The sequence below is a fragment of the Streptomyces sp. ISL-36 genome (genome assembly GCF_018614205.1).
Taxonomy (GTDB): domain Bacteria; phylum Actinomycetota; class Actinomycetes; order Streptomycetales; family Streptomycetaceae; genus Streptomyces.
On record NZ_JAGGOS010000054.1, the window covers coordinates 1 to 18,188 of the forward strand.

The window sequence follows — 18,188 nt, forward strand, 5'->3', positions numbered from 1 at the left end:
CCGCCGGCCGGGGCCGACTCGGCGGCGGCGACGTCGGCGAGCAGGCGGCGGCAGACCGCGGCCAGCTCACCCGTCCCCGCGGAGAGGTCGACCACGGCCTCCGAGCGGGCCGGGGCCGTGGTGCCGCCGTCGAGGAGACGCCCGGCACGGACGCGCGCCTGGTCCTTGCCCCCGGTGGGCGCCAGGCTGATCCAGCGCCCCACGTGCTCGCCCCGGATGACCACCCCGCCGCCCCGCTCCCGGTACACGGTGTGCTCCCGCCACAGAACGCCGGCCAACTCCGTTGCCGTGTCCCTCAGTTCCGCGTACATGCCGCTCCCCTGTCATGCTTCCCCGATTCGAACAAGCACGTGACTCTAGCGGCAGTCACCGACACCGAACCGCGCGGGTGCGGTGGTGCCCCGAAGGGCCCTTTACGCGCCGAAGTCGTACACGGTGACCGGTATCCCCCGCCCCACCAACCGCCCCTCCACCAGCGGCCCCACCCTCGACCACTTCCCACCGGCGAGCCCGCACCCGATCCGGGGCATGTGCACCGAGGCCCCCAGCTCCTCCGCCTTGCCGGCCAGCAGCCCGAGCGCCGCGTCGATCGCCTCGTACCGCACCGGCGCCCCCGTGCTCCGCCCGGTGCGTATCCCCCGCTGCCCGACCATGTTGGCCACCCACAGCCGCGGCCCGACCTGGACGAACTGCGCGGCACCCAGCCCGAAGTCGTTGTGCGCGCGCTCGCGGTGCCAGCTCCGGTAGGCGGCCTCCGGCTCCGGCCAGCGGCGCGACAGCGCAAGGACGAAGCCCTTGCCCCAGCCGCCCAGGTCGTTGACGACATGCACGATGATCTTGACGCCCTTGCCCTGCGGAGCGGTGGCGTCCCCCCGTACGTACGTGATCCCCGTCATGCCCTCACCGTACGAGGCACCACTGACAACGCCCCACACTTTTACAATCCTGGTGCGACAGCAATACTGTTGCACCGTGGGAACGGCACGGCACCGCATCGGAAGCGAGGCACCGCAGATGGCCACCGAGACCGAGGAGCAGCCGGAGCGGGGCCGGCAGGCGCCGACGTTCACCGTCGACGAACTGGCGGCCCGGGCGGGCGTCACCGTGCGGACCGTCCGCTTCTACGGCACCAAGGGGCTGCTGCCGCCGCCCGTCATCGGTCCCCGACGGGTCGGTCACTACGGGCCCGGCCACCTCTCCCGGCTGGCGCTGATCGAAGAGCTCCGGCGCCAGGGTATGACGCTGGCCGCCATCGAACGGTATCTGCACCAGCTGCCGCCCGATCTCAGTGCGCGGGACCTCGCCGTCCACCGGGCCCTCGTCGCCTCCTGGGCGCCCGAGTCCGCCGAGGAGATCACCCGGCGCGAGCTCGAGCGGCGTGCCGGTCGGACCCTCGCCGACGGAGACGTCGACCGGCTCGCCGCCATGGGCGTCCTCGACAAGGGCGCCGATCCCGACATCTTCCGGCTCGACGCCACCCTGCTGCGTCTCGGCGTCGAACTCCTCGACGTGCCCATCGCGCACGAGACGATCCTCGCCTCGCGCACCGTCCTGCTGGAGCACGCCCGCGCCGCCGCCCAGGAGCTGTCCCGGCTCTTCCGGGACGAGGTGTGGAACCCGTACCGGGAGAGTGCCGAGGACCCGGATCACCTCGCCGCCATGAAGTCGCTCTCCGCACACATGCAGCCGATGGTGATCCAGGCCCTGGTGACCGCGTTCCAGCGTTCTCTTCGGGAGGAGCTGCGGGCGGCGTTCGGTACGGAGCAGGCCGCGGAGACCGGCTAGCCGAGCAGCTTCGGCTGGGTGCCCGGGGTCAGGCCGATCCACACGGTGTCGCTCTCCCGCACGATGTACATCGCGTCGCGGTCCACGTTCCAGCCCAGGGGGACGACGTAGTACCGCCCGTCGCGTTCGAGGAGCAGGCGCAGCCCGCTGTAGCGGTAGCGGTGCAGCAGACCGCTCGGCAGCACCTCCTTCGTGACCGTGCCGGTGGGCAGGGCGAGCGGATGGCTGCTGAGCACCACCACGCCGGTCCACTCCGTGACGTGGCGGGCGCGGGACCTGGCGTCCCGTTCGGCGGTCTGCACGGTGACCTGGGTGAGCGTCCAGAAGAGGAAGACTCCCGCCGCGAAGATCGGCAGCGCCCTGCGCCGGAACCCCTCCGGCCGTCGCCCCCTCGCGTCGCGGAACTGGCCCAGGAGAAGACCGGCCGCGATGATCAGCGGGGCGATCCAGCCGTACGGCTGGATCTCGGTCCACAGGGCGAGCAGCACCACACCGACGACCACGACCGGCAGCTGCAGACGGCCCGCCACGACCTCCGCCCGGGAGGGGGCACGGGGCGGCGCTCCCGCGCTCGGCCGGAACCGGGCACCGACCCACGGCCCGGACACGATGAGCACGACCACCCCGGCGGCCACCAGGACCTCCAGTTTCAGCATGTGGAGGCTCTGGGTCACCTGTTCGCCGAAGCCCAGGTCCAGCGCGCTGAGCGAGATGTGGAAGTACGCGTAGAAGGTGCTGGTGTACATGGCGCCCAGATAGAACATGAGCGCCGCGATGAAGGTTCCTTGCGCGATCACGACCTTGAGGAGCGCGGTGGGGCTGTTCAGGTCGCTCCCCCGGGCCTGTCGCACGGCCTCCCGCCCGTGCGACGGGTGCTCCTCGGGCTCGCTCACGTACCGTCGGGACCGGGGAGTTCCGGCAGCTCGGGCGGGACGGAAGGATCGCCGGGCGAGGGGCTCACCGAAGTCGGGGCCTCCGACGGCGCCGAGGTCGGGTCGCCGTCGTCGGTGCTGGTGTCCGTCGGCGGGGGCGGCGGCGGAGCGATCGACTGATCGTCGCTGCCCGTGGGCCGCGGGGTCCCGTCCTCGTCCGAATCCTGCGACGTCTGCTCGGTCACGACCGACGGCGTCGGCTCGTCCGCCGGATCGTCCTCGTCGGAGTCGCACCCGGCGAGCAGGGCGACACTCCACACGCCGAGGACCACGAGCGCGACGGCCCGGATCCGGCGACCGATCTTCTCCCGCATACGACCTCCTTGATCGTCTGCGAGCGTAGGGGCCGTCACCGTCCGCCGCCCTGCCCCACACCTGGCGGCCCCGCCGCTCCGCCCGATCGGACCATCCGACCGGTGGCGCGCCGGGGCCGCCCGACGGAGCGGGCGCGTCACCCGTCCGTGAAGACCTCGCCCCGCTCCGCCTTCTCCACCAGCAGCGCCGGCGGTGTGAACCGCTCGCCGTACTTCTCGGCGAGTTCGCGCGCGCGGGCGACGAAGCCGGGCAGCCCGCCCTCGTACCCGTTGATGTACTGGAGCACACCACCGGTCCAGGCGGGGAAGCCGATCCCCATGATGGAGCCGATGTTGGCGTCGGCGACCGAGGTGAGGACGTTCTCCTCCAGGCAGCGGACGGTGTCCAGCGCCTCCGAGAAGAGCATCCGCTCCTTCATGTCCTCGAAGGGGATCTCCACCCCGTCCCGGCCGAAGTGCTCGCGGAGGCCGGGCCAGAGCCCCGCCCGCCTGCCGTCCTCGCCGTACTCGTAGAAGCCCGCGCCGCCGCTGCGCCCGGTGCGCCCGAACTCGTCGACCATCCGGTCGATCACCGCGTCCGAGGGGTGGCCGGCCCAGCTGCCGCCGGCCTCCTCGATCGCCCGCCGGGTCTCGTTGCGGATCTTGCGGGGCAGGGTGAGGGTGAGCTCGTCCATCAGGGAGAGCACCTTGGCCGGGTAGCCGGCCTGGGCGGCGGCCTGCTCGACGGAGGCGGGGTCGGCCCCCTCCCCGACCATCGCCACGCCCTCGTTGATGAACTGGCCGATCACCCGGGAGGTGAAGAACCCGCGGGAGTCGTTGACGACGATCGGGGTCTTGTTGATCTGCCGTACGAGGTCGAAGGCGCGCGCCAGCGCCTCGTCGCCGGTCTGCTCGCCCCTGATGATCTCGACCAGCGGCATCTTGTCGACGGGCGAGAAGAAGTGCAGACCGATGAAGTCGACGGGGCGGGTGACGCCCTCGGCGAGGACGGTGATGGGCAGCGTCGAGGTGTTGGAGCAGAGCAGCGCGTCCGGCTCGACGATGTCCTGGATCTCCTCGAAGACCTTGTGCTTGAGCGCGGTGTCCTCGAAGACGGCCTCGATGACGGCGTCGCAGCCCGCCAGGTCGGCCGGGTCGGCGGTCGGCGTGATCCGGGCGAGCAGCTCGTCGCGCTTGGCCTCGGTCGTGCGGCCCCGGGAGAGCGCCTTGGCGAGCAGCTTCTCGGAGTACTCCTTGCCGCGCTGGGCCGCCTCCGCCGAGACGTCCTTGAGGACGACCTCGATGCCGGCGCGGGCGCAGGAGTACGCGATGCCGGCGCCCATCATGCCGGCGCCGAGGACGGCGACCTTGCGGACGCGGCGGGGCTCGACGCCCTGGGGGCGGCTGGCGCCGGAGTTGACGGCCTGGAGGTCGAAGAAGAACGCCTGGATCATGTTCTTCGCGGTCTGGCCGGTGACCAGCTCGGTGAAGTACCGGGCCTCGATGGTCAGCGCGGTCTCGAAGTCGACCTGCGAGCCCTCGACCGCGCAGGCCAGGATGTTGCGCGGCGCCGGATAGGGCGCGCCGTTCAGCTGCTTCTTCAGGTTGGCGGGGAAGGCCGGCAGATTGGCGGCGAACCGAGGGTTCGACGGGGTGCCGCCCGGGATCTTGTAACCCTTGACGTCCCAGGGCTGCCGCGACTCGGGGTTCGCGTCGATGAAGGCGCGCGCCTTGGCGAGCATCTCCTCCGGCGTGGCGGCCACCTCGTGGACGAGGCCGTTCTCGAGGGCCCGCCGCGGGGAGTACTGGGTGCCCTGGAGCAGTACCTTCAGCAGCGCGTCGGCGATGCCCATCAGCCGTACGGTACGGGTGACGCCGCCACCGGCGGGGAGGAGGCCGAGCGTGACCTCGGGCAGGCCGATCTTGGAGCCGGGCGCGTCGAGCGCGATGCGGTGGTGGGAGGCGAGGGCGATCTCGTAGCCGCCGCCGAGGGCCGCGCCGTTGATGGCGGCGACGACCGGCTTGCCCAGGGTCTCGATCCGGCGCAGGGACCGCTTGATGGCCATGCCGGTGTCGAAGGCCTGCTGGGCCTGCTCGGGCCCGACCTTCATCATGTCCTTGAGGTCGCCGCCCGCGAAGAAGGTCTTCTTGGCGGAGGTGTAGACGATGCCGCGGATGGAGTCCTTCTCCGCCTCGGCACGGTCGGCGATCGCGGCGATGGAGTCCTTGAACGCCTGGTTCATGGTGTTCGCGGACTGGTTGGGGTCGTCGAGGACGAGGGTGACGATCCCGGTCTCGTCCTGCTCCCAGCGGATGGTCGTGCTCTCGGTCATTGCTGCTTCTCCGTATGAGGGGTGCGAACAGGACGGTCAGACGCGCTCGACGATCGTGGCGATGCCCATGCCACCGCCCACGCAGAGCGTGGCCAGGCCGTAGCGCTTGTCCTGGCGCTCCAGCTCGTCGATCAGGGTGCCGAGGATCATCGCGCCGGTCGCGCCCAGCGGGTGGCCGAGCGCGATCGCGCCCCCGTTGACGTTGACCTTGTCGAGGCTGATGCCCATGTCCTTGACGAAGCGGAGCACGACGCCGGCGAAAGCCTCGTTGATCTCGACGAGGTCGATGTCGTCCATCGTCAGACCGGCCTTGGCGAGCGCCTTGCGGGTCGCGGGCGCCGGGCCCGTGAGCATGATGGTCGGCTCGGAGCCGGAGACGGCGGCGGCCACGATCCGGGCCCGCGGGGCCAGCCCGTACCGCTCGCCGACGGCCTTCGAGCCGATGGCGACGAGGGAGGCGCCGTCGACGATGCCGGAGGAGTTGCCCGCGTGGTGGACGTGGTCGATCTTCTCCACCCAGTGGTACTTCTGCAGCGCGACCGCGTCGAAGCCGCCCAGGTCGCCGATGTCGGCGAAGGAGGGCTTGAGCGCGGCGAGCGAGTCGGCGGTGGTGCCGGGGCGCATGTGCTCGTCGTGGTCGAGGACGAGCAGGCCGCTGCGCAGGTCCTTGACGGGGACGACGGAGCGGTCGAAGCGGCCGTCCTTCCAGGCGGCCGCCGCGCGCTCCTGGGAGAGCGCCGCGTACTCGTCGACGTCGCGGCGCGAGAAGCCCTCGATGGTGGCGATGAGATCGGCGCCGATGCCCTGGGGGACGAAGCCGGTCTCGTAGTTGGTCATCGGGTCGGCGAACCAGGCGCCGCCGTCGGAGGCCATCGGGACGCGCGACATGGACTCGACGCCGCCGGCCAGGACGAGGTCCTCCCAGCCGGAGCGGACCTTCATGGCGGCCATGTTGACGGCTTCGAGGCCGGAGGCGCAGAAGCGGTTCTCCTGGACCCCGGCCACGGTGTCGGGGAGGCCCGCGGCGATGGCGGCGATCCGGGCGATGTCGGAGCCCTGGTCGCCGACGGGGCCGACGACGCCGAGGACGATGTCGTCGATCGCGGCGGTGTCGAGTCCGGGGAAGCGGGCCCGGATCTCGTGGATGAGGCCGACGACCAGGTCGATGGGCTTGGTGCCGTGCAGGGAGCCGTTGGCCTTGCCGCGGCCGCGCGGGGTGCGGATCGCGTCGTACACGTACGCTTCGGTGCTCACGAGAAGCCTTTCAGGAGGCAGAGGGGTGGACAGCGGAGGGGTCAGCCGAGCAGGGAGCGGCCGATGATCTCCTTCATGATCTCGGTCGTCCCGCCGTAGATGGTCTGGATGCGGCCGTCGGTGAAGGCTCGGGCGACCGGGAATTCGGCCATGTAGCCGTACCCTCCGTGCAGTTGGAGGCAGCGGTCGGCGACCCTCTTCTGCAGCTCGGTGGCCCACCACTTGGCCATCGAGGCGTGGACGGCGTCGAGCTCCCCGTTCGAGTGATCGACGATGCACCGGTCGAGGAAGGTGCGGGTGACGGCGCACTCGGTCGCCATCTCGGCGATCTCGAAGCGGATGTGCTGGAGCTTGGCCAGCGGCCGGCCGAACGCCTCGCGCTCCTTGACGTACGTCGTGGTGATCTCCAGGAGGTGCTCGGCGGCGGCGATGCCGGCGACGGCTATGGCCATCCGCTCCTGGGCGAGGTTGGTCATGAGGTGGACGAAGGCGCCGTTGAGCTCGCCGAGGAGGTTCGCCTTCGGAACGCGGACGTCGTGGAAGAAGAGCTCGGCGGTGTCCTGGGACTTCTGGCCGATCTTGTCGAGGTTCCGGCCGCGCTCGAAGCCTTCCATGCCGCGTTCGACGACGAGCAGGGACAGGCCGTGGGCGCCGCCCTCGGGCGTCGTCCGCGCCACGACGATCACCAGGTCGGCGAGGATGCCGTTGGAGATGAAGGTCTTGGAGCCGTTGAGGACCCAGTGGTCGCCCCGGTCCTCGGCCGTGGTCCGGATCCCCTGGAGGTCGGAGCCGGCGCCCGGTTCGGTCATCGCGATGGCGGTGATGAGCTCACCGGAGCAGAAGCCGGGCAGCCAGCGGCGCTTCTGCTCGTCGGTGGCGAGGGAGGTCAGATAGGGGCCGATGATGTCGTTGTGCAGGCCGAGGGCGATTCCGGGCGCGCCGGCCCGGGTGAACTCCTCGGCGAGGACGGCGCTGTAGCGGAAGTCGGCGTTGCCGCCGCCTCCGTACTCCTCGTCGACGGCGAGGCCCAGCAGCCCCTGGCGTCCGGCGGCGCGCCATGCCTCGCGGGAGACGATGCCGTCCTTCTCCCACTGCTCGTAGTGCGGCAGGACCTCCTTGGCGAGGAAGGTGCGGACGGTCTCGCGGAAGGCGTCGTGGTCGTCGGTGTAGAGCTGGCGCTTCATGCTTCGGGCTCCTGAGGGGCGTCTTTGCTGATCAGGGAGGGTACGGCCCAGTCGTGGGCGACCTCGTCGGTGTCGGCGCCGGGCAGGGCGGGGCCGCTGCGGACGGCGCCGGGGGTGGCGGAGAAGCGGGGCGCCGGGGCGGGCTGGGTGAGGCCACCGTGGTGGACGAAGGTGGCGCGGGCGGCGAGATGCGGATGGGCGGGCGCCTCGCGCAGCGAGAGGACCGGCGCCACGCAGGCGTCGGTCCCGGCGAAGACCGCGGTCCATTCCTCTCTCGTACGGGTACGGAAGCGGTCGGCGACGGCGGTGCGCAGCTCGGCCCAGCGTCCGAAGTCCTTGCGGGCCGGGGCGATGTCCTCGATGCCGAGGAGCCGTACGAACTGGTCGTAGAACTGCTGCTCCAGGGCGCCGACGGCCATGTACCCGCCGTCGGAGGTCTCGTAGGTGCCGTAGAAGGGGCAGCCGCCGTCGAGCAGGTTGACGCCCCGGCGGTCCTGCCAGCCGCCGGCCGCGAGCATGCCGTGGATCATGGTGGCGAGGTGGGCGGCGCCGTCGACGATCGCCGCGTCGACGACCTGTCCCTCGCCGTGCGCGCGCGCGTGCTGGAGTGCGGCGAGGACGCCGACGACCAGGTAGAGCGAGCCGCCCGCGTAGTCGCCGACGAGGTTGGCGGGCACGGTGGGCGGGCCGTCCGGATCGGGGCCGATCATGGAGAGCGTGCCGGTGATCGCGATGTACGCGATGTCGTGACCGGCGTCGGCGGCGAGCGGTCCGTCCTGGCCCCAGCCCGTCATCCGGCCGTAGACCAGCTTGGGGTTCCGGGCGAGACAGGCGTCGGGTCCGACGCCCAGGCGCTCGGCGACGCCGGGTCGGTACCCCTCGATCAGGATGTCGGCCCGTTCCACCAGGTCCAGGACGGCCGCGGGACCTCCTGACGCCTTGAGGTCGACAAGGACGGAACGTTTGTTGCGGTTGGTGAGGTCGTACGCGGGGTCGATACCGAGCCCCGAGCCGCCGGGCCGGTCGACCCGCACGACGTCGGCGCCGAGATCGGCCAGGAGCATGGCGGCGAAGGGGCCGGGCCCGATCCCGGCCAGCTCGACCACACGCACCGCGGAGAGCGGGCCGTTCCGGGCGTTTCGCGTCCCTGCCATCAAGCCCCCAGCGCTGTGTGACACCAATGATGTAACACCAGAGATGCTAGGAACGTGTTCCACTCCGCACAAGACCCCAGGCCGAGCAAGCGCTTGGAAATTGTGTCTCCCAGGAGTTCCGCTAGGCTCCGCCGACGACGAGCGCCCGGAGAGCGGCGCAGGGGAAGGCGAGGGGCGGATGGAGACAGGGGCGGTCGCGGGGCGGGACGCCGGAGCGAGACCGTACGACGTGGTCCTCTTCGGGGCGACGGGTTTCGTGGGCGAGCTCACCGCGGAGTATCTGGCCGAGCACGCCCCGGCCGGGTGCCGCTGGGCGCTCGCCGGCCGCAGCCGGGCCAAGCTGGGGGCGCTTCGTGAACGGCTCGCCGCGCGGTGGCCGCGCTGCGCGGAGCTGCCGTTGCTGGTCGCGGACTCCACCGACGCGGACGCGCTGCGTGAACTGGCGGAGTCCACCCGGGTGCTGGCCACCACCGTCGGCCCCTACGTCTGGTACGGCGAGGGTCTGGTGGCCGCGTGCGCGGAGGCCGGCACGGACTACGTGGACCTCACCGGCGAGGCGGAGTTCGTCGACCTGATGTACGTACGGCACGACGCGCGGGCCCGGGAGACCGGGGCGCGGATCGTGCACGCCTGCGGCTTCGACTCGGTGCCGCACGACCTGGGCGTGTACTTCACCGTCCAGCAGCTCCCGAAGGACGTGCCGCTGCGGATCGACGGCTTCGTGCGCGCCGGGGCGGTCTTCTCCGGCGGGACCTTCGCCTCCGCCCTGACGGCGATGGGACGCGGCCGCCAGATCCTGCGCGCCGCACACGAACGGCGGCTGCACGAGCCCCGGTTGATGGGGCGACGGGCGCGGGCGCCGCTGGGCGGACCACGGTTCAGCCGTGAGACGGGCACCTGGGCGCTGCCGCTGCCGACGCTCGATCCCCAGGTGGTGGTGCGCTCCGCCGCGGCGCTCGAACGGTACGGGCCCGACTTCCGCTACCGGCACTACGCCTCGGTCAGGACGCTCCCGATGGCGCTGAGCGGCGCCGTGGCGGTCGGCACGGGCGTGGCGGCCGCCCAACTGCCCGCTGTAAGACGTTGGCTGATGGGCCGTTATGAGCCGGGGCAGGGCCCTGGCGAGGAGCGTCGGGCACGGAGCTGGTTCTCGGTACGGTTCGTCGGCGAGGGCGGCGGGCGACGGGTCTTCACCGAGGTATCGGGCGGTGACCCCGGGTACGACGAGACGGCGAAGATGCTCGCCGAGTCGGCGCTCTGCCTCGCGCTCGACCCGCTCCCGAAGACCTCCGGCCAGGTGACGACGGCGGTGGCGATGGGCGACGCGCTGCTCGACCGGCTCGTGGCGGCGGGGATCCGCTTCCGGGTGGCCGACGCGCGCTGAGTCGTGTCCGCGAGGACTCGGTGCTGCCCGGCGGATCGGGGCCGGGCAGCCTCCGAGGCGCTCATGTCACCCGCCCACCGGGGCTGAGGTGGGCGTGACATGGGACGGCAGGCCCTGGTGGCGTATGAGGCAGAAGGGATGGCCGGCCGGGTCCGCGTAGATCCGCCAGCCCCGGTCGCCGTCCCCGTCGTCGAGCTGCCACGCCCCGAGGGCGAGGACCGCCTGATGGGCGGCTTCCAGATCCGCCACGCGCACATCGAGATGGAACTGCTGCTCGGGCGCGCCCCAGACGGGCGGCCGGTGATCGGCCACCCCTTGGAAGGCGAGGACGGGGGCCCCGGCGGCGTCGTGCAGCGTGGCCCAGGCGTCGCTCACGGCCCACTGGGGATCCGGTCGGTTGATCTCACCGCCGAGCAACTGCTGGTAGAACTCAGCCAGTTCCATGACGTCGGGACAGTCGAGCACGACGCACTGCAGGGTGCCGATCATGCCGTCGCCCAGGCGACGACGACGTAGACCATGGCACAGACCCAGGCCAGGGCGACGAGACCGGCGACGGCGAGCGTCGCGGTCATGGCGCGCGCGGCAGGACGCACGGGGGTGGGGAGGGAAGCGGGGGCAGTCATGCGCCCCACTGTGCCGCCCATGACCCCAGGCCGGTATCCGTACTCGTACTCAGGTCGCGCACGATGCGATGCCACGCGTGCTCACCTCCGGGCAGGGGCCAGGCCCAGGTGGGCCGCTCGCCGCTGCGCAGCTCTTCGAGCCGGCGGACGAGGGTCCGGCCCGCGCTCTCGGCGCCGTCCGGGACGCCGGGGCCGTGCCGGTCCCTCAGAGCGCGGTGGCGGTCGAGTTCGGCCGCGTAGGCGGCCGCGGCCTCGGCCTCCCCGCGCTCGCGGTCGTCGTGGGGCACCGTGCGCCGCAGGACGAGGAAGGGCGGCTCCACATCCTCGGCGAGGGCTGCGGCGAGCCGGGCGTGGCCGTCGAGCAGGACATGGCAGTCGAGGCCGCTCACCCACCACAGGAGGACCGGGGGCAGGATCCCGGCCCGGGCCTGTCCGCGGTACGCCTTGACGCGGGCGTCGCCGGCGCCGGGCAGGGGCCGGAGCGGGAACAGCTCCGAGGACCCGTAGTGGAACCACCAGTCGATGTACCCGTCGGGGTGCCCTTCGACGAGGAGCTCGCTCCAGTAGGCGGTGGGGCCCAGCCCGTGCCGGTTCCACTGCGGGCCCGTCTCGGAGGTCAGCACCCAGCGGCCGTCGTGGAGCGGCCCGTCCGGGTCGGCCGTCAGGAGGGCCGCTATCCGGTGGCCCCAGCGCTCCGGCCGGTCCGCGTACGCGCGGGCGTCGGCGGCGCGGAGGGGAGGGAGTAGGGGGCGGGGCCGGGCCGTGCGGTAGAAGGCGACGCCTTTGTCGTACCGCTCCACGATCGCGAGGAGGAGCGCGTCGTCGCCCTGCGCGAGGATCAGGCGGTTCCCGGCGGTGCGCAGACACAGGCCCGGCACAGGGCGGTCCCGGACGTCGAGGATCAGCTCGGTCACGGCGCGGCGCCCAGCGCCTTTGTCAGGGCGCGGCGGCAGAGGGAGTCCGCGTGGCGGGTCGTCTCGGGGATGCGGTAGCGCGGGGCGAGGAGGAGGGTGTGGGCGCAGGCGCGGGGAAGGGAGACCCGGTGACCGACGGAGACGAAGACGGGCTTCACGCCGGACTGCGTGCGCAGCGCGCGGCCGACCTCCTCCCCCTCGTCGGCCAGCAGGGGGCTGAAGTCGCCGCGGGCGGCTCCCGGTCGGTCGTACGTGAAGGTGAAGGGGTTCTTGGCGACGCCGATCGACGGCAGGCCGGTCAGCACCCCGAGGTGGCTCGCGAGGCCGAATCCGCGGGGGTGGGCGATGCCGTAGCCGTCGCAGACGAGGAGGCCGGGGTCGGCGGCGAGGGAGTCGAGCGCCGCGAGCACGGTGGGGATCTCACGGAAGGCGAGCAGCCCCGGGACGTACGGGAACGAGACACGGCCGACCGCCGTGGCCTCCTCCACGACGTCGAGCGTGCGCGCGTCGAGCACGACGGCCGCCGCCGCGACGAGGTCCCGCTCGTCGTCGTACGCCACGTCGAGCCCCGTGACATGCCCCGTGCCGGGCTCCGGGCCCGGCTCGTCGAGCACGAGCCGTCCTCGCAGCTCCCGCTGGAGAGCGCGGGCGGCGGCCTCGTCGGTGGGCCAGCCCGCGGGAATGTCGATGATCGTCATGATGAGGCCACCCTACGGCGCCGCCGCGTCCGCCTGGCGAGCGGTTTTCCGCGGCCTCGAAGCCCCCGGGTAGCCTGGCGATCATGTTCGTACTGGAATTGACCTACACCGCGCCCGTCGAGCGGGTCGACCCCCTGCTCCCGGCGCACATCGAGTGGCTCGACGCGCAGTACGCCGCCGGGGTCTTCATCGCGTCGGGCCGGAAGAACCCGCGCGACGGCGGGGTCATTCTCGCCGTCGGGGGCGACCGCGAGCGGATCGAGAAGATCGTCGCGGCCGACCCCTTCACCGCCGAGGGCGTGTGCGCGTACCGGATCACGGAGTTCTACGCGACCAAGACGGCCGACGAACTCGCTCCGTTCCGCGAGCAGTTGCCCTCCTAGGAGGTGTCGCGTCGACCGTGCCGGACTCTGGCACGACCGACGGGACGACACACGACCTAGCGGCGTTCGAGGCGGGCGATGCGGCCCTGCTCGCCCGCGGCCCAGCACGCGCCGTCCCGCGTGCAGTCGACCGTGTCGTACGAGCCGGTGTCGACCGTCCGCCAGGTGCGGCCGCCGTCCGTCGTGAGGTCCGTGCCGGTGGGACCGACCGCGAGCGCGGCCGTGCCGCTGTACGGGAGCCAGGCGACGCCGGAGCGGTACGCCGGGGGCGGCGTGGCGGCCTGGCGCCAGCTGCGGCCGCCGTCCCCGGTGACCGCGGCCGCCCGCGGGGACGGCTGGTCCGCGCGGTAGTCGCCGCCGACGGCGATCCCGTGCGTACGGTCGCGGAACGCGAGGGCGAAGACGCCCCGTGCCGGGTCGCCCGCCGGGATCGTCGATGCGGCGGCGGTCCAGGTCATGCCGCGGTCCGCGGAGTGCAGCACGCGGGCGGTGGCGCCGCCTCCGGTGGCCAGCCAGACGTCCTTGGGGCCCGCCGAGACCAGGCACTGACCGCTCGCCGCGAAGCCCGCCTCGCCCGGCAGCGCGGCCGGCATCCCCTCGTCGGGGAGCACCCGCCAGGACCGTCCTCCGTCACGGGTGGAGAGGATCCGGTACTTCCCGTCCACCGGGTCGCTCATGGCGAGTCCGTGGCGGTCGTCGAAGAAGGTCATGCAGTCGTAGAAGGCGCGCGGGTCGGTGTTGCGGAAGGACTCGGTCCAGCTGGCGCCGCCGTCCTCGGTCCGCAAGACCCGGGACGCCTCTCCCTCCCCGATGGCGAGCACCACCGCCCGCCGGGCGTCGAACGCCTCCACGTCGCGGAACTGGAGCTCGGCCGCCCCCGGTGGCGACACGTTCCGCCAGCTCCGTCCGCCGTCGGTGGTCCTGAGCACCGTCCCCTTCGAGCCCGCGGCCCACGCCGTGTTCCGGCTCACCGCCGCGAGCCCCCGGAAGCGGGCGTCGGTACCGGTCTGCGTCAGCTTCCAGCCGGGCGCCGCCGCAGGGGTCTCCCCGGCCTGCGCCGGGACCGCCAAGGCCATGGCGAGCGCCGCCCCGGTCAGCCCCACCGACATCATTCGTCTCGTCTTCCCCATGGACGTCATGGCGCCGGAAGCTAGCCCACGGGGAAGGCCCCGTCCAGGGTGCGTCGACCAGGCGCCTCGTCAGAAGGCGCGTAGGGGGTGGGCAGTGGGGTGGCTCGTCGCGATGGCTCGTACGAATGCGCCGGGAGAGTGGCTCGTCGGGGTGGCTCGTATGGATACGGAGCTTCGGGGAACCCGGACTACTGCGATCGCTCGGGCCGGCCCTCGTCCGTCGGGAGTCCGAGCGCGCACCGGAGCGGTGACACAGCTCACGTGACCCTCCAGTGCACGTTCAGGCCCGATCGTTCGTCTTCCCTGGTGTCAGGGAGACGTCAGGAACCGAAGCCGCGTGACAGGAGCTGGCCTTGTCCACCGTCATCGAGCAGGCCGTCGAGGCCCGCCTGGTCGCATCCGCTCCCCGGATGGAAACCGTTCCCGCCACACTGCGCTACGACCGTGAGGATCCGTTCGCGGTGAGCATGGCCTTCCCGCCGCCGGCGACCCTGGAGGGCGTCGAGGTGTCGTGGGCGTTCTCGCGCGACCTGCTCGCGCAGGGCGTGGACGGCCCGGCCGGCGTCGGCGACGTACGCGTCCGTCCGTACGGCTACGACCGCACCGTCCTGGAGTTCCACGCGCCCGAGGGGGTGGCCGTCGTCCACATCCGTACGGCGGAACTCCGGGACTTCCTCGCACGCTCGCAGCATCTCGTGCCGGTCGGCCGCGAACACCACTACCTGGAGGCGGGCAAGTGGGACCAGGAACTGGCGGCGCTCCTGGAGGAGTACTCCTGACCCGCTGACCGCCGGCCTCCCTCCGACGTCCCGGCTGCCTCCCGCCGTAAACCGATTGCCTCCCCTCCGGCGGCGCGCGTACCGTCCTGACCTGGCCCTGTTGTCGCCCGATCGGAGAAGGCCGTTGCTCGTCTGAGGTTCGAGACACCGCGCCGCGCGTGCCCCTTCGTGCCGCGTGTGCCGTGTTCGACCTCGGCGTACGAGCCTCTGTGCCTGCCCGCGCCTCCGGTGTCTCACCCGTTGCCCCAGCCCACGCTCTTGCAACCGGGAGGCCCCCATGGCGACCCGCCCCACCTTCATCACCTGCTCGTCCCTCTCGTTCTCCTGGCCCGACGGCACCGAGGTCCTCGACGACTTCCGGCTCGCCGTCGGCCCGGGCAGGACCGGTCTCATCGGCCTGAACGGCTCGGGGAAGTCCACGCTCCTCAAGCTGATCGCCGGTGAGCTCACCCCCGCATCCGGCGCCGTCCGCACGGTCGGCGAGGTCGGGTACCTGCCGCAGAACCTGGTCCTCGACACCACGCTCCGGGTCGACCAGGCCCTCGGCATCGCGGCGGCCCGTGCCGCGCTGCACGCCATCGAGGCGGGCGATCCCGCCGAGGAGCACTTCGCCGCCGTCGGCGACGACTGGGACGTGGAGGAACGGGCCCGCGCCACGCTCGACCAGCTCGGTCTCCGTCGTATCGGCCTCGACCGGACCATCGGCGAGGTCTCGGGCGGCGAGTCCGTCCTGCTGCGCCTGGCCGCGCTGCTGCTCGCCCGGCCGGACATCCTGCTGCTCGACGAGCCGACCAACAATCTCGATCTGTACGCCCGGGCGAGGCTCTACGAGGCGGTGGAGGCCTGGAGCGGCGTCATGGTCGTCGTCAGCCACGACCGCGAACTCCTGGAGCGGGTCGACCAGATCGCCGATCTGCACGACGGCGAGGTCACCTGGTACGGCGGCGCGTACTCCGCGTACGAGGAGACGCTCGCCGCCGAACAGGAGGCGGCACAGCGCATGGTGCGGGTCGCCGAGGCCGACATGCAGCGCCAGAAGCGCGAACTGTCGGACGCTCACCTCAAGTTGGCGCGTCGCAAGCGGTACGCGCAGAAGAGCGCGCAGAACAAGGTGGTACCGAAGATCGTCGCCAACAACCGCAAGAGCGAGGCCCAGGTCTCCGCGGGCAAGCACCGCGCCCTGCACTCCGAGCGGCTCGCCGAGGCGAAGGAGCGGTTGGACGCGGCGGTGGAGGCGGTACGGGACGACGACGAGATCCGGATCGAGCTGCCGCGCACCATCGTCCATCCGGGCCGGGGCGTACTGGCGCTGCGCGCGCTGGAACTGCGGTACGGCGCCCGCGTCGGCGGCGAGTTCGAGCTGCGCGGTCCGGAGCGGATCGCGCTCGTCGGCCGGAACGGAGCGGGCAAGACCACGCTGCTGCGGACGATCGCCGGGGAGTTGGAGCCGGTGTCGGGCGAGGTGGTGACGCAGGTGCCGCTGCGCTTTCTGCCGCAGCGCCTCGACGTGCTGGACGACGGGCTGAGCCTGGTGGAGAACGTCGCCCGGTTCGCGCCCACGGCGACGGCCAACGCGATCCGGGCGCGGCTGGCGCGCTTCCTGTTCCGGGGCGCGCGGGCGGATCAGCCGGCCGGCACCCTGTCGGGCGGGGAGCGCTTCCGGGCGACGCTGGCGGCACTGCTGCTCGCCGAACCGGCGCCGCAGCTGCTGATGCTGGACGAACCGACCAACAACCTGGACATGGCCTCAGTCCGGAAGCTGACGGCGGCGCTGGAGTCGTACGAGGGGGCGCTGATCGTGGCCAGCCACGACGTGCCGTTCCTGGAGTCGCTCGGGATCACCCGCTGGCTGCTGCTCGACGGTGAGCTGCGGGCGACGACGGCGGACACGGTGCGGGAGGAGCTGCGGGAGGCCCAGCCGGAGCGGCCCCGCGAGGCATCGCGGGAGACGTAGGACTTCCTCCCCCCGCGCGGACCGGGCACCGGGGCGAGACGCCGGTCTCCGCCGTGGGCGTCGACCGCCGCGGCCGGCAGCCGGATGCGGCGGCCGCGGCGGTCACGGCGGTCACGGCGGTCACGGCGGTCACGGCGGCCGCGTACGAGGCCTTCCCGGGCGGGGGCCCGAACCGGCCCGGCCCGGCCCTGTCCTGCTCTGCGTAGCCGTGATCGCGGCAGCGGGGGGCGGCCGGGCACGTGACCTGCCTCTCTGTGGGCCGGGCACGAGCTGCGTACATAACGGAACGTAACCGGACATCGCTGAGACGGGCTTGGCCGACCGCCTTACGGAGCCTTAACCTACGGTTTCGTAACCTACGAGTGCGTAGGTATTTCCGTTCCCCTTTCTCCGTCCCCAGGAGTCCCCGTGACACTCACCTCTCCCCACCTCGGCAGCTCGACCGGGTGGACCGACGCCCGCCTGCTGTACGCGCTGGAAGAGGTCGTGGAGAAGGAGCTCAACCGGCACCTCAAGGTCACCAAGGACTGGATGCCGCACGAGTACGTCCCTTGGTCCGACGCCCGGAACTTCCCGGGGCTCTTCGAGGACGGCGAGGCCTGGGACCCCTCCCAGTCCAAGGTCACCGACATCGGCAAGATCGCCCTCGTGGTGAACCTGCTCACCGAGGACAACCTCCCCAGCTACCACCACGAGATCGCCTCCCTCTTCGGCCGCGACGGCGCCTGGGGCACCTGGGTGCACCGCTGGACCGCCGAGGAGGGCCGGCACGGCATCGTGATGCGCGACTATCTGCTGGCCTCGCGCGCGGTGGACCCGGACAAGCTGGAGCAGTTCCGGATGGCCCACATGAGCGAGGGCTTCGAGTCCGACAACCGGCACTCGATGCTGCACTCCGTCGCGTACGTCGCCTTCCAGGAGCTCGCCACCCGCATCTCCCACCGGAACACCGGCCACCAGTCCGGCGACCCGGTCTGCGACCGGATGCTGGCGCGCATCGCCACCGACGAGAACCTGCACATGGTCTTCTACCGCAACCTGCTGGGCGCGGCCTTCGAGCTCGCCCCCGACCTGACCATGCAGGCCGTGCGGGACGTCGTCGTGAACTTCCGGATGCCCGGACACGGCATGCCGGGCTTCGAGCGGGCGGCCGCGCAGATGGCGATCGGCGAGATCTACAACATGCGCATCCACCACGACGACGTGCTGCAGCCCGTGCTGCGCTTCCTCAAGGTGCTCCAGATCGACGGCCTGGGCCCCGAGGGTGTGAAGGCCCAGGAGGAGCTGGGTCTGTACATGGCGGGCCTGGACAGCGAGGCGAGCAAGTTCGACGAGAAGCTCGCGGCCCGCAAGGCTCGCATGGCGGCGCGCGCGGCGGGCTGAAC

18 protein-coding genes and 1 pseudogene are annotated in these 18,188 nt (G+C 72.1%); 6 read left to right on the forward strand and 13 right to left on the reverse strand.

All coding sequences use genetic code 11. The features are described from left to right. Positions 1-311, reverse strand: a pseudogene (locus J7E93_RS14740) (hypothetical protein); the annotation flags it as partial. Between the two features lie 102 nt (positions 312-413). Further along, positions 414-896 (reverse strand): macro domain-containing protein, encoded by a 483-nt coding sequence (locus J7E93_RS14745; protein WP_215069391.1) that lies wholly within the window; start codon positions 894-896, stop codon positions 414-416. Positions 897-1,014: 118 nt separating this feature from the next. Here J7E93_RS14745 and J7E93_RS14750 point away from each other — a divergent pair, with 118 nt between their 5' ends. Continuing rightward, a complete protein-coding gene (locus J7E93_RS14750; protein ID WP_215069505.1) occupies positions 1,015-1,785 on the forward strand; it encodes a MerR family transcriptional regulator in 771 nt (256 codons plus the stop codon). Here the strand turns inward: J7E93_RS14750 and J7E93_RS14755 are convergent. The 6 genes from J7E93_RS14755 to J7E93_RS14780 all read right to left on the reverse strand — a co-directional run bounded on the left by J7E93_RS14755 (position 1,782) and on the right by J7E93_RS14780 (position 8,935). After that, positions 1,782-2,678, reverse strand: coding sequence for a hypothetical protein (locus tag J7E93_RS14755; RefSeq protein ID WP_215069393.1), 897 nt, complete (start codon positions 2,676-2,678; stop codon positions 1,782-1,784). The two genes, J7E93_RS14750 and J7E93_RS14755, sit on opposite strands and share 4 nt — an antisense overlap. After that, positions 2,675-3,031, reverse strand: a complete 357-nt coding sequence (locus J7E93_RS14760; protein ID WP_215069395.1) for a hypothetical protein — start codon at positions 3,029-3,031, stop codon at positions 2,675-2,677. Before J7E93_RS14760 ends, J7E93_RS14755 begins: the two co-directional genes overlap by 4 nt. Positions 3,032-3,168: 137 nt before the next feature. Continuing rightward, the gene (locus J7E93_RS14765; protein ID WP_215069397.1) at positions 3,169-5,343 is read right to left on the reverse strand and encodes a 3-hydroxyacyl-CoA dehydrogenase NAD-binding domain-containing protein; all 2,175 of its coding nucleotides are present in this window, start codon (positions 5,341-5,343) and stop codon (positions 3,169-3,171) included. A 36-nt stretch (positions 5,344-5,379) separates the two neighbouring features. Next, positions 5,380-6,597 (reverse strand): acetyl-CoA C-acetyltransferase, encoded by a 1,218-nt coding sequence (locus tag J7E93_RS14770; protein WP_215069404.1) that lies wholly within the window; start codon positions 6,595-6,597, stop codon positions 5,380-5,382. A gap of 41 nt (positions 6,598-6,638) precedes the next feature. Beyond that, complete coding sequence (locus J7E93_RS14775) at positions 6,639-7,781, reverse strand: acyl-CoA dehydrogenase family protein (RefSeq protein ID WP_215069406.1); 1,143 nt, start codon at positions 7,779-7,781, stop codon at positions 6,639-6,641. Beyond that, entirely contained in the window at positions 7,778-8,935 is a 1,158-nt protein-coding gene (locus tag J7E93_RS14780; RefSeq protein WP_215069408.1) for a CaiB/BaiF CoA-transferase family protein, read from the reverse strand. Before J7E93_RS14780 ends, J7E93_RS14775 begins: the two co-directional genes overlap by 4 nt. Before the next feature lie 178 nt (positions 8,936-9,113). Here J7E93_RS14780 and J7E93_RS14785 point away from each other — a divergent pair, with 178 nt between their 5' ends. Continuing rightward, positions 9,114-10,319, forward strand: a complete 1,206-nt coding sequence (locus J7E93_RS14785; RefSeq protein WP_215069409.1) for a trans-acting enoyl reductase family protein — start codon at positions 9,114-9,116, stop codon at positions 10,317-10,319. 66 nt (positions 10,320-10,385) lie between these two features. Here the strand turns inward: J7E93_RS14785 and J7E93_RS14790 are convergent, their stop codons facing one another. From J7E93_RS14790 to J7E93_RS14805, 4 genes are read right to left on the reverse strand one after another with little or no spacing between them, the layout of a single operon-like run. Continuing rightward, positions 10,386-10,808, reverse strand: a complete 423-nt coding sequence (locus tag J7E93_RS14790; RefSeq protein ID WP_215069411.1) for a VOC family protein — start codon at positions 10,806-10,808, stop codon at positions 10,386-10,388. Then, positions 10,805-10,945 (reverse strand): morphogenic membrane protein MmpA, encoded by a 141-nt coding sequence (mmpA, locus tag J7E93_RS14795; protein WP_215069413.1) that lies wholly within the window; start codon positions 10,943-10,945, stop codon positions 10,805-10,807. The genes J7E93_RS14790 and mmpA overlap by 4 nt, the downstream gene beginning before the upstream one ends. After that, positions 10,942-11,859 (reverse strand): hypothetical protein, encoded by a 918-nt coding sequence (locus J7E93_RS14800; protein WP_215069415.1) that lies wholly within the window; start codon positions 11,857-11,859, stop codon positions 10,942-10,944. Before J7E93_RS14800 ends, mmpA begins: the two co-directional genes overlap by 4 nt. Beyond that, positions 11,856-12,557, reverse strand: coding sequence for an endonuclease V (locus tag J7E93_RS14805; RefSeq protein WP_215069417.1), 702 nt, complete (start codon positions 12,555-12,557; stop codon positions 11,856-11,858). Before J7E93_RS14805 ends, J7E93_RS14800 begins: the two co-directional genes overlap by 4 nt. Positions 12,558-12,640: 83 nt before the next feature. On the opposite strand from J7E93_RS14805, the gene J7E93_RS14810 reads away from it, so the two are divergent. Then, complete coding sequence (locus J7E93_RS14810) at positions 12,641-12,940, forward strand: YciI family protein (protein WP_215069419.1); 300 nt, start codon at positions 12,641-12,643, stop codon at positions 12,938-12,940. Between the two features lie 56 nt (positions 12,941-12,996). Here J7E93_RS14810 and J7E93_RS14815 read toward each other — a convergent pair whose 3' ends face one another. Continuing rightward, on the reverse strand, positions 12,997-14,079 hold the full coding sequence (locus J7E93_RS14815; protein WP_374105386.1) for a WD40/YVTN/BNR-like repeat-containing protein: 1,083 nt from the start codon (positions 14,077-14,079) through the stop codon (positions 12,997-12,999). 344 nt (positions 14,080-14,423) lie between these two features. On the opposite strand from J7E93_RS14815, the gene J7E93_RS14820 reads away from it, so the two are divergent. From J7E93_RS14820 to J7E93_RS14830, 3 genes are all read left to right on the forward strand, one after another. Further along, a complete protein-coding gene (locus J7E93_RS14820; RefSeq protein WP_215069421.1) occupies positions 14,424-14,849 on the forward strand; it encodes an SsgA family sporulation/cell division regulator in 426 nt (141 codons plus the stop codon). 277 nt (positions 14,850-15,126) lie between these two features. Continuing rightward, the gene (locus J7E93_RS14825) at positions 15,127-16,803 is read left to right on the forward strand and encodes an ABC-F family ATP-binding cassette domain-containing protein (protein ID WP_215069423.1); all 1,677 of its coding nucleotides are present in this window, start codon (positions 15,127-15,129) and stop codon (positions 16,801-16,803) included. A 408-nt stretch (positions 16,804-17,211) separates the two neighbouring features. Beyond that, positions 17,212-18,186 (forward strand): acyl-ACP desaturase, encoded by a 975-nt coding sequence (locus J7E93_RS14830; RefSeq protein ID WP_215069425.1) that lies wholly within the window; start codon positions 17,212-17,214, stop codon positions 18,184-18,186. Positions 18,187-18,188 lie beyond the last annotated feature (2 nt).

What these genes read in the sequence shown, in the direction of transcription:
- J7E93_RS14790 (WP_215069411.1), bottom strand. Translation starts at nt 10,808, where the DNA reads ATGATCGGCACCCTGCAGTGCGTCGTGCTCGACTGTCCCGACGTCATG.
- J7E93_RS14785 (WP_215069409.1), top strand. Translation starts at nt 9,114, where the DNA reads ATGGAGACAGGGGCGGTCGCGGGGCGGGACGCCGGAGCGAGACCGTAC.
- J7E93_RS14805 (WP_215069417.1), bottom strand. Translation starts at nt 12,557, where the DNA reads ATGACGATCATCGACATTCCCGCGGGCTGGCCCACCGACGAGGCCGCC.
- J7E93_RS14750 (WP_215069505.1), top strand. Translation starts at nt 1,015, where the DNA reads ATGGCCACCGAGACCGAGGAGCAGCCGGAGCGGGGCCGGCAGGCGCCG.
- J7E93_RS14775 (WP_215069406.1), bottom strand. Translation starts at nt 7,781, where the DNA reads ATGAAGCGCCAGCTCTACACCGACGACCACGACGCCTTCCGCGAGACC.
- J7E93_RS14760 (WP_215069395.1), bottom strand. Translation starts at nt 3,031, where the DNA reads ATGCGGGAGAAGATCGGTCGCCGGATCCGGGCCGTCGCGCTCGTGGTC.
- J7E93_RS14780 (WP_215069408.1), bottom strand. Translation starts at nt 8,935, where the DNA reads ATGGCAGGGACGCGAAACGCCCGGAACGGCCCGCTCTCCGCGGTGCGT.
- J7E93_RS14815 (WP_374105386.1), bottom strand. Translation starts at nt 14,079, where the DNA reads ATGACGTCCATGGGGAAGACGAGACGAATGATGTCGGTGGGGCTGACC.
- J7E93_RS14825 (WP_215069423.1), top strand. Translation starts at nt 15,127, where the DNA reads ATGGCGACCCGCCCCACCTTCATCACCTGCTCGTCCCTCTCGTTCTCC.
- mmpA (WP_215069413.1), bottom strand. Translation starts at nt 10,945, where the DNA reads ATGACTGCCCCCGCTTCCCTCCCCACCCCCGTGCGTCCTGCCGCGCGC.
- J7E93_RS14745 (WP_215069391.1), bottom strand. Translation starts at nt 896, where the DNA reads ATGACGGGGATCACGTACGTACGGGGGGACGCCACCGCTCCGCAGGGC.
- J7E93_RS14765 (WP_215069397.1), bottom strand. Translation starts at nt 5,343, where the DNA reads ATGACCGAGAGCACGACCATCCGCTGGGAGCAGGACGAGACCGGGATC.
- J7E93_RS14810 (WP_215069419.1), top strand. Translation starts at nt 12,641, where the DNA reads ATGTTCGTACTGGAATTGACCTACACCGCGCCCGTCGAGCGGGTCGAC.